This is a genomic window from Cellulosimicrobium sp. BMG9.22 (assembly GCF_059159975.1).
In genome coordinates this window covers 114151-124284 of record NZ_JBZGBY010000009.1, presented here as the reverse complement: position 1 = coordinate 124284, position 10134 = coordinate 114151, and the positions used below count along the sequence as shown (strand labels likewise).

At 75.1% G+C, this 10134-nt stretch carries 8 protein-coding genes; 3 read left to right on the top strand and 5 right to left on the bottom strand.

Features of this window, described 5'->3' with window-relative positions; genetic code table 11:
- Positions 1-655: 655 nt before the first annotated feature.
- On the top strand, positions 656-1243 hold the full coding sequence (locus tag AC4H2H_RS09000; RefSeq protein ID WP_494370462.1) for a MarR family winged helix-turn-helix transcriptional regulator: 588 nt from the start codon (positions 656-658) through the stop codon (positions 1241-1243).
- A gap of 1 nt (position 1244) precedes the next feature.
- Positions 1245-2501, top strand: coding sequence for an MFS transporter (locus AC4H2H_RS08995; protein ID WP_494370461.1), 1257 nt, complete (start codon positions 1245-1247; stop codon positions 2499-2501).
- A gap of 67 nt (positions 2502-2568) precedes the next feature.
- Here the strand turns inward: AC4H2H_RS08995 and AC4H2H_RS08990 are convergent, their stop codons facing one another.
- A complete protein-coding gene (locus AC4H2H_RS08990) occupies positions 2569-5193 on the bottom strand; it encodes an ABC transporter permease (protein ID WP_494370460.1) in 2625 nt (874 codons plus the stop codon).
- Entirely contained in the window at positions 5190-6068 is an 879-nt protein-coding gene (locus tag AC4H2H_RS08985) for an ABC transporter ATP-binding protein (RefSeq protein WP_494370459.1), read from the bottom strand. The genes AC4H2H_RS08990 and AC4H2H_RS08985 overlap by 4 nt, the downstream gene beginning before the upstream one ends.
- A gap of 113 nt (positions 6069-6181) precedes the next feature.
- Here AC4H2H_RS08985 and AC4H2H_RS08980 point away from each other — a divergent pair, with 113 nt between their 5' ends.
- Positions 6182-7264, top strand: a complete 1083-nt coding sequence (locus AC4H2H_RS08980) for a Gfo/Idh/MocA family protein (protein ID WP_494370458.1) — start codon at positions 6182-6184, stop codon at positions 7262-7264.
- 48 nt (positions 7265-7312) lie between these two features.
- On the opposite strand, the gene AC4H2H_RS08975 is transcribed toward AC4H2H_RS08980, so the two are convergent.
- The 3 genes from AC4H2H_RS08975 to AC4H2H_RS08965 are packed head-to-tail and all read right to left on the bottom strand — an operon-like array spanning position 7313 to position 10133.
- Positions 7313-8380, bottom strand: a complete 1068-nt coding sequence (locus AC4H2H_RS08975) for a hypothetical protein (RefSeq protein WP_494370457.1) — start codon at positions 8378-8380, stop codon at positions 7313-7315.
- Complete coding sequence (locus AC4H2H_RS08970; RefSeq protein ID WP_494370456.1) at positions 8377-9087, bottom strand: ATP-binding cassette domain-containing protein; 711 nt, start codon at positions 9085-9087, stop codon at positions 8377-8379. The genes AC4H2H_RS08975 and AC4H2H_RS08970 overlap by 4 nt, the downstream gene beginning before the upstream one ends.
- 17 nt (positions 9088-9104) lie before the next feature.
- Positions 9105-10133 carry a peptidoglycan-binding domain-containing protein gene (locus tag AC4H2H_RS08965; RefSeq protein WP_494370455.1) on the bottom strand — a complete coding sequence of 343 codons (1029 nt, stop codon included), beginning with the start codon at positions 10131-10133 and terminating at the stop codon, positions 9105-9107.
- Position 10134 lies beyond the last annotated feature (1 nt).

The following is a 10134-nucleotide window of genomic DNA, read 5'->3' as shown; positions in this document are numbered from 1 at the left end:
GCGTCGTCGCACCGTGGCCTTCGCTCGCCCGGGCGACCGCCCGGGTGCCGGGCCGGGTCGGTCGGCGGGCTCACCCCCGCGCCGCAACGCGGCGCCTCGCCGAGCAGGGGATCGCGCCCGTCCCACCGAACCGACCGTGGCCTCGTCGATCAGGCGAGCGAGCTCGGTTCGAAGACCGGCCCGCGCGGCCGACGGGCGAGAGGCCCGTCCGGAAGACCGGCGCGCGCGGCCTTGCCCGACCGGAGACCGGGCGGGCTCCCGCACCCAGCCAGCTGCCGCCGTCGCCGTCGGGCAGACCACGGCTCTACCTCGCGGAACCACGGCTCTACCTCGGCGGACCGGGGTTCTACCTCGGCCGACCACGCCTCTACCTCGGCGCGCCGGCGGCCCGGGGCGTCCGCCCGGGGTGAGGTGACGGCTGAGCGGGTGGGGCGGCGTCGGATGCGAAGGCCGTCAAGGCCGCGCTCCTCAAACTCACACCCGAAGGACCACGGTGACGGCGCGGACAGCCCGAGCACCGACGACGCCCCGCACGCGGACCCGACCACGAGCCGCCCGACCCGACCACGCGCCGCCCGACCCGAGCACGGCCCGCTCAACCTAGCCGAGCGGCACCCTGCTGGACTCAAAACATGAGCGCTGTTATAACAGTGCTGTGACGAATATCGATCCCACCACGATCCCCGGCCGCTGGGATGCACTGCATGCGCTGCTGCGCCGTCTCGACGACGAGATCGCCACGGTCTACACCGACCGCGGGATCGAGGGCGTACGCTCCCGCTTCGTCTACCCGCTGATCCGCCTCGCGCACACCGGGCCGCTGACGATCCGCGAGCTTGCCGCGTCGCTCGGTCGGACCCACTCGGCCATGAGCCAGACCGTCAGCGCCATGCGTCGTGAAGGCCTCGTCGACACCGCGCCGGGTGCCGACGCCCGGACCCGTCGTGTCGTGCTCACGGACCGGGCCAGCGAGCTCGTGCCGTTCCTCGAGGCGGAGTGGCGGGCGACCGAGGAGTCGGTCGCCGAGATCGACGACGAGCTCCCGCACGCTCTCAGCGCGGCGGTCGTCGAGCTCGAGCGGGTGCTCGCGCGACGGTCGCTGCGCGAGCGCCTCGTCGAGCGGCTCGACGCGGCGGGGTACCCGGTGCCCGCGGACACCGGGCCGGAAGCTGGGTCGGACTCCAGGTCGGGCAGCGCCGGGCGGGCCGACGCCGCGGCGCCCGACGCACCGACGGAGCACTGACGTGCGCGAGCACGTCCTCGACCTGCGCCCGCTGCGCACGAGCCGCGCCTACCGCGACCTGTGGTTGGGGTCCGCCGTCGGCGGGCTCGGGATGCAGGTGGCCACCGTCGCGGTCCTGCTGCAGGTCTGGGAGCTCACGCACAGCCCGTTGTGGACCGGGACCATCGGGCTCGCGACCGCCGTCCCGCTCCTCACGCTCGGTCTCGTCGGTGGGCACCTCGCCGACGTCCACGACCGCCGGACGATCATGCGCGTCGCGGCGACGGGTCAGGTGCTCGCCGCTGTCGGACTCGTGGCGCAGGCCGTCGCCGGGAACCGGTCGGTGTGGGTGCTCCTGGGTCTGGTGAGCCTCGGTGCGGCGTGCAACGCGCTGGGCTCTCCCGCGCGCCGGACGGTCCCGCCGCGCCTGCTGCCTCCCGACCAGGTCGCCGCCGGGCTCGCGCTGCAGAACCTCGCGTTCCAGGTCGCCATGCTCATCGGTCCGGCGCTCGCCGGGCTGGTCCTCGCGCGCTGGGACCTTCCCGCGGCGTACGGGCTGCAGGCCGCGGCGGCGGTGGTCGCCCTGCTCGGTCTCGTGCGGCTCCCCCCGCTGCCACCGGGTGCGCCCACGGCCGACGACGCTCCCTCCGTGCGCCGTCGTGCCGCGACGGGCGGGTGGTCGATCGTCTGGCGCAGGCCGACGCTGCGTGGCTCGTTCGCCACGGACGTCGCGGCCACGGTGCTCGCGATGCCGGTCTCGCTGTTCCCGCTCGTCAACGAGATCCGGTTCGACGGCGACCCGCGCACCCTCGGGCTGTTCCTCTCGGCGATCGCGGTGGGCGGGATCGCGGCCGGGCTCTTCTCCGGCGCGGTCACGCGGGCGACGCGCTCGGGCGCCCTGCAGCTCGCCGCGGCCGCGACGTGGGGCGTCGCGCTCGCCGGGTTCGGGCTCGCGGGGCCGCTGTGGCTCGCGCTCGCGTGCCTCGCCGTCGCCGGGGCCGCGGACACGGTGTCCGTCGTGACGCGTGGCGCGCTCGTCCAGCTCGAGACGCCGGACGAGTTCCGCGGGCGCGTGTCGTCGGTCGAGCACGTCGTGGGGGTCGCGGGGCCGGAGGTCGGCAACTTCCGGGGCGGTGTGCTCGCGTCGCTCACGTCCGCACCGGTCGCCCTGGTCGCGGGCGGGCTCGTGGCGAGCGCCGTCGTCGGGCTCGTCGCCTGGCGCAACGCCCCGCTGCGCCACTACCGCACCCCGGCGCCGAACCCCCTCCCCGTCCCGTGAGTGCATGAAATAGTCGCGTCTGAGGGCCCCGGACGCGACTATTTCATGCACTCAGCGAGTGGGGTGGTCAGTCGACCGTGACGGCCTCGAGGACGGGGAGGCGGGCGGCGCGGATCGCGGGCCAGACGCTCGCGACGAGGCCGATGACGACGGCGACGCCCAGGATCGCGAGCACCTGGCCCCACGGGACGGCGAGCGTGCTCAGACCTTCGTCGGCGAGCACGCCCGGCAGCGCGGCGCCGATGCCGATGCCCGTCGCGACGCCCAGGACCGTCCCGTAGACCGCCGTGAGGACCGACTCGATCGCGATCACGCCCGCGAGCTGCAGCCGCCCCAGCCCGACGGCGCGCAGCAGCCCGATCTCGCGCGTCCGCTCGATGATCGACAGCGCGAGCGTGTTGACGATCCCGAGGAGCGCGATGACGATCGACAGCGCGAGCAGCGCGTAGAGGATGACGAGCACCTGGTTCACCTGGTCGGCGAACGCCGACGCCGTCTCCTCCCGGTCGAGCACCGTGACGACGAGGAACGGCTCGACGGCGGTCGTCAGCGCCGCGCTCAGCTCCTCCACCTCGCCGGGGGTCGCCTCGTCGTCGGCCGACACGTAGACGATCCGCACGCTCGCCTGCGCGGCCGGCACGACGGCGTCGAACACGTCGTCGCGCACGAGGATCCCGGACCCGACGAGCTGGCTGTCGATCACCGCGCCCACCCGCGCCTCGACGGCGGCCGCGCCCTCGCCGAGACGCAGCGCGTCGCCGACCTCCCAGCCGCGCTCGCGCGCGGTGCGCCGGTGCACGACGACGTCCCCGTCCTCGAGCGTCGACGTCGGGTCTCCCTCGAGCGCCACGGGATCGAGCGCCGTGTCGAAGAAACGCGCGGGGACGCCCGCGACGTCGGTGCCGCGCGGCTCCTCGTCACCGCTCGCGACGGGCACGAGCCCGAGCCGGACGGTGTCGACGGTCTCCGCGCCGGGCGTCGCCGCGACCGCATCCACCACGCCGTCCGGCACGACGAGCGTCGCAGAGTCGATCACCAGGTCGGCGCGCACCTCGTTCTCGACGATGCCACGCACGGACGCCTGCGTCGACGCCGCGATGACGCCGGTCACGGACACGAGCGCCATACCGATGAGCAGCGCGCCCGCGGTGCTCGCCGTGCGGCGCGGGCTGCGCGTGACGTTGCCGCGCGCGAGGCGTCCGAGCGGCCGCAGCGCGACGACGAGCGGCCAGGCCAGCACGGTGAGCACGCCGCGGGCGACCGCCGGCGACCCGACGAGGACGCCCAGCAGCACGAGCCCCGCACCCACGCCGAGCAGGACGCGCGGGCTCAGGTCGTCGACCCACGCCCACCCCGTCGGGGTGTCCGAGACCGACGAGCCGAGGTACGCCGCGAGCCACAGCACGCCGGCACCGAGGGCGGTGACGACGAGCCCGCCCACGGCCCGCGCGCCGGTCCCGCGGTCCGGGGCGACGTCGTCGCGCATGGCCTCGACGGGCGGGATGGCGGCGGCGCGACGTGCGGGCAGCACGGCCGCGAGCACGCTCACCAGGGCGCCGAGGGCGACGGCCGCGACGACCTGCGGCGCACCGAGCGGGACGCGTCCCGAGAACTCCATCCCGGCGAGCGCGAGTCCCCACCGGATGGCGCGAACCAGCCCGGCACCGCCGAGGACCCCGAGCCCGCCGCCCACCAGCCCGACGACGAACGCCTGGACGAGCACCGACGCGAACACCTGCCCGGGGGACGCGCCCAGCGCACGCAGGAGGGCGAGCTCGCGCAGGCGCTCGCGCACCGACATCGCGAACGTGTTGGTGATGATGAACGCCCCGACGAACAGCGCGATGGCCGCGAACACGAGCAGGAACGTCTCGACGAAGCCGAGCACCTCCTCCACCGCCTCGCTCGCCTCCGCGCGCGCCTGCTCGCCGGTCACGGCCTCCGCGCCCTCGGGCAGGACGGCGCCGACGCGCTCGGCCAGCGCCTCCTCGTCCGTGGTCCCGTCCGGCCCCGGAGCCACGGCCCAGACCGAGATCTGCGGCACCATGCCGTCCGGCGCGAACGCGTCGCTCGCCGTCTGCCCGTCCAGCCCGACGAGGATCGCGCCGGCCGCGGCCGCCTCGATCCCGAAGACCCCGGACACCGTGACGGGCCGGGGCTCGCCGCCGAGCACGACCGTCGTCGCGTCACCGGTCGCGAGCCCCGCGGTCTCCGCTGCCGACTGCTCGAGGACGATCTCGCCCGGACCCGGCCACGCGCCGTCGAGCAGGGTGAGGCTCGGGTCGTCGGGGTCGACCGAGAACGCCGTGCTCGGCGGGCCGGTCGTCACGACGGCGGTCCCGTCCGCGCCGACGAGCACCACCGGGCCGGAGACCTCGGGCAGGGCGCGCGCGACGCCGTCGACGGCCTCGACCTGGTCGACCAGGTCGGCCGGGACGAGCGTGCGGTCCGCGGCGAACCCGCCCCCGCCGCCCCCGCCCGGTCCGACGGCGTCGCCCGTGACCTCCTGCGAGCCGCGCACGTAGACGTCCGCGGTGAGGGTGGTGGCGATGATGTCGTCGAAGGTCGAGGAGAGCATGCCGCGGAACGCGAACGTGCCCACGACGAACGCGACGCCCAGCGTCACCGCGAGGACCGAGAGGACGAACCGCACGACGTGCGCGCGCACGCCGCGCAGCGCGACGCGGATCATGCCGGGTCGACCCGGGCCGCGTGGCGTCCCACCGGGGCGGCGCGGGCGTCCGGGGGGCCGGCGTCGGGCAGGGCGGGGGTGCCGTCGTCGGCCGCGAGCGCGAGCGCGTCGAGGATGTCCTGCTGGGTCGGGTCGTGGAGCTCGCCCGAGATCCGACCGTCGGCGAGGAAGACGACGCGGTGCGCGTAGGACGCCGCGCGCGGGTCGTGCGTGACCATGACGACGGTCTGGTCGAGCTCGTCCACGGACCGGCGCAGGAACGCGAGCACCTCGCCCGCCGAGCGGGAGTCGAGGTTGCCCGTCGGCTCGTCGGCGAACACGATCGACGGCCGGGACACGAGCGCCCGCGCGCACGCGACGCGCTGCTGCTGCCCGCCGGACAGTTCCGAGGGTCGGTGGTGCAGCCGGTCGCGCAGCCCGACGGCGTCGACGACCTCGTCGAACCAGTCGCGGTCGAGCGGGGCGCGCGCGATGTCGAGGGGGAGCGTGATGTTCTCCGCCGCGGTGAGCGTGGGGACGAGGTTGTAGGACTGGAAGACGAACCCGATCCGGGTGCGGCGCAGGGCCGTGAGCCGCCGCTGGGACAGGCGGCTGATCTCCTGCCCGTCGATGACGACGCTGCCCGACGTCGGCGAGTCGAGCCCGGCCAGGCAGTGCATGAGCGTCGACTTGCCGGACCCGGACGGCCCCATGATCGCCGTGAGGCGACCGCGCGCGAAGTCGACGTCGACGCCGTCGAGCGCGCGCACCGCCGTCGAGCCGGTGCCGTAGACCTTGACCAGGTCGCGCGCGCTCGCGCGCGGCTCCGGAGCGCCCCTGTCGGTGTCGGTCGGAGTGCCGGACGGAGCGTCGGACCGGGGCGCGGGGGACGTCATGGGTCCATCGTGGCGCGCGGTGCCGCCGGGCGCACCACCCGCGCGGCGGAGCGAGGTCCGACGGCGCATGGACACCCGGCCTGGCAGCGAGGTCAGCGGGATAGCGTGAACCCATGAGCATCGTCGCCCCGACGCCGGCCGAGCACTCGGCAGGGTCCGCCGTCCACCCCGTCCCCGACCTGTCCGCCGACGTCACCGGCACCGTCCCCGACCCGCGCACCGCACCGTCGATCCGCTGGGGGATCCTCGGCGCGGGCGGGATCGCGTCGTCGTTCGCCGAGGCGGTGCGCCAGCACACGCAGAGCCGGATCGCGTCCGTCGGGTCGCGCGACCGCGTGCGGGCCGAGCGCTTCGCGACCGCGCACGGCGTCCCGACGACCCACCACGGCTACCAGGAGCTCGTCGAGGACCCGCAGGTCGACGTGGTCTACGTCGCGACGCCGCACTCGCACCACCGCGAGCACGCTCTGCTCGCGATCGCCGCGGGCAAGCACGTGCTCGTCGAGAAGGCGTTCACGCGCAACGAGGCCGAGGCCGTCGAGGTGCTCGACGCCGCGCGCGAGGCCGGCGTGTTCGTCATGGAGGCCATGTGGACGCGGTTCCTCCCGCACGTCGCCGCGCTGCGCGGGGTGATCGCGCGCGGCGAGATCGGGGACGTCGTCAACCTCAGCGCCGACCACGGGCAGTGGTTCCCGTTCGACCCGGCGCACCGCCTCTACGCGCCCGAGCTCGCGGGCGGCGCGCTGCTCGATCTCGGGGTGTACCCGGTGTCGTTCGCGCACGACCTGCTGGGCGTGCCGTCGTCGGTCACGGCAGTGGGGTCGCTCACCGAGACGGGCGTCGACGGGCAGGTGAGCATCACGCTCGGCTACGGCGCCACGCAGGCCACGCTCTCCACGACGCTGTGGTCGCGCACCGCGACGGCGGCCGTCATCTCCGGGACGGCGGGGCGCATCGAGGTCGAGGGCGCGTTCTACGCGCCGACGTCGTTCCGCGTGATCCGGCACGACGGCTCGTCCTGGTACTACGACGGCTTCTCCGGCGAGGGCAAGCAGTACCAGGCCGCCGAGGTCGCGCGCCGCATCACGGCGGGCGAGACGCAGAGCCCGCGCATGTCGTGGGACGGCACGCTCGAGGTCATGCGCACGCTCGACGAGGTGCGCCGTCAGATCGGGGTGGCGTACCCGGGCGAGTGATCCGGGCGGGCCGCCGCGGGACCGGGCACGGTCCCGCGGCGGAGGGTCTCAGCGGTCCTTGAAGTAGCGGAACAGGTGCTGCTCGCGCACGAGGCAGGCGGCGAGCACAGCCCCGGCCACGGCGCACAGCGCACCGAGCACCGGTCCGCGGCTCACGACGTCGAAGACCGTGCCCGGGTCGATCGCCCCCGCCCGGGCGACGACGACGCGCAGCGCGACGACGCTGACCACCGTCCCGACGGCGGCCCAGACGACCGTCTCGAGGGACGACGTCGCGAGCTGGGCGGTGCGGGACTGCCCGGCGTGCAGCGCACCCGCGTGCTCGAGGCGACGCCGGCGCACGCTCGCGTAGCCCAGGACGAGGCCGAGGACCGCGCAGGCCACAACGGCGTGCCGGGTGGGGCGGGTGACGAACGCGGCGTGCGCGTCGTACGTCGCGCCGAGCGACCGGTTGACCTGACCGACCGTGACGGCCTCGCTGCTCTGCGGCTGGACGTCGACGACACCTCGGAGCAGGTCCTCGACGACGGGCGTCGTCGGCCAGGCGGCCGCCCAGCACTCCTCGAACCGGGCGTTCGTCGCGGTGGGTTCGAGGACGGCGAAGCCGAGACGGCCGTCGCGGCCGTCGTCGGGCCACGCGAACGTGCCGGCGAGCACGAGAGGCCCGGCGTCGGTCTCGAGCGTCGCACCCCGAGCGAGCCCCAGCCGTTCGGCGAGCTGGTCGGACATCCACACGCCCTCGGGCAGCGGCGAGCGCACGCCGAGGACGCCCGCCAGGGACGGCGTGACCGCGAACGACTGCAGCGGGCTGCTCGGGGTCGCGGACGGGACGACGGCGGCAGCGGGAACCAGGGCCCCGGCGTCCTGCACCGTGCTCGTCGTGCCGAGCGCGTCGCACGCCTGCGGGTCGACCAGGCCGGGCGCGCTCACCGTGCGCACACCGGCGGCCGCGCCGCGGTACTGCGCCGCGTCGTGCTCCATGCCGACGATCGTCGTGGCGTCGAGCGCGGCGAGGGCACCGACCGCCAGCGCGAGGGCGAGTGCCAGGGCGACGGCCCGCGTCGTCCCCGTCGCCAGGTTCCGGGCCACCTCGGACAGGATCGTGGAGAGTCTCACCGACGCCCCTCCCCGGCCGGCGCGCGAGCCGGCTCGCCGGTGGGGTCGTCGGCCCGGTCGTGCCCGTCGTGGACGAGGCGGACCATGTCGACCACGCGGTCGCACGCTGCGCGCGTGTCGGGGTCGTGGGTGGCGATCACGACGATCGACCCCCCGGCGGCGATGTTGCCGAGCGTCGCGTTGACGGTCGCCGCGGTCCTGGTGTCGAGCTGCGCGGTCGGCTCGTCGACGAGCAGGAGGTCGGGCGCCGTGCACACCGCGCGCGCGAGCATGAGGCGCTGTGCCTCGCCGCCGGAGAGCGCGGAGAACGGCCGTTCGGCGACTTGCCCGAGGTCGAACAGGTCCAGGACCCGGAGCGCCTCGGCCGACGCCGCCCGGCGCGACTGGCCGCGGGCCACGAGCGGGAACGCGACGTGGTCGAGGGCCGATCGCCGAGGGACTCCGTAGGGGTTCTGGAACACCCAGCCGGTGCGCTCGATCCCGACCTTCGTGAGTGTGCCCGTCGTCGGGTTCTCCCAGCCGGCGAGGATGGACAGGAGGGTCGACTTCCCGCAGCCCGACGGACCGCACAGCCCGACGACCTCGCCGGGGGAGAGCGTCAGGTCCAGGTCCTCGAAGAGCATCGGCGTACCGGGGAACCGGTGGCCGAGCCCTTCGACGCGCACCTCTCGCCCTCCCCGCACCGGCTCGCCCGTGGTGCTGGGCATCCTGTCTCGTGTCGCGCTCATCCACAGCCGTCCGAGGTGATCGCCTCGCCGACGTCCACCGAGGTCGGGGCCTCGCCGTCGACCGTGACGAGGCTCGCGCCAAGGCCGGAACCCACGATCGTCACCGGCCGTGCGACGCCGTCGGACTGGATGCACGCGGAGGTGCCCTGGACGGCGAACACGGCTGAGGGCGGGACGCGCAGGGCGGCGAGCGGTTCGTCGAGCCGGGTCGACGCGGTCGCCGTGTCGGGAGCGTCGGACGCGCGGGTCGCCCGGTAGTCCGGCGTGGCGGCCACCGCTGCGAGGAACGCGGGGTCGGTCGCCGCACCGGAGTCGTCGAGGACGGTCGTGCTCCCGAAGAGGGTGAGCGTCCGGCGCCCCGGGGCCAATCCGTTCGGGACCTCGGCGATCCTCACCGCGGTGAGCGCGGCCGGGGTGGTGCCGACGTCGCCGCCGCCGAGCGTCGCGCCGAGCGCCGCGGTCCACGTCTCGGGCACGACGCTCGTCGCAGGGAGCCACATGACCTGGGCGAGCGCGAGGTCCCCGGTCGGCCTCGACATGCCGGCCCGCTTCTGGAGCTCCTTGACGGCCGCAGTCGTCGCGCGGCCGTAGGTGCCCGTGCTGTCCACCCGGTATCCGAGCCGAGCCAGCTCGTTCTGCAGGGCCTGGACGTCGATGCCTCGGTCTCCCTGGGTCAGGTCGCGGTAGAGCGGGACGGTCGTGTGCAGCGCGACGACCGGCTCGCTGTTGACGTCGAAGACCGTCGTCCCGGACGAGATCTCTTTTCCGGGGGCGGCGAACGCCTCGGTCACGGTGCCGGACGCGGCGCTGCGCAGGGGATTCGACTCCGACACGTGCAGCGAGACGTTGACCTTCCGCTCGTCCGCGAACTGCTGTGCGGACACGGGAGCGGTCTGCTCGTCGGTCGCGACGGCGAGCTCGGCCGGCACCTGCGGAGGTGCGAGGACGAGCCCGGCGCCCACTCCCGCGGCGCCGACCGCGATGCTGCACAGCAGCACCGCCGAGGCACGTCGGATCCTGGCCATG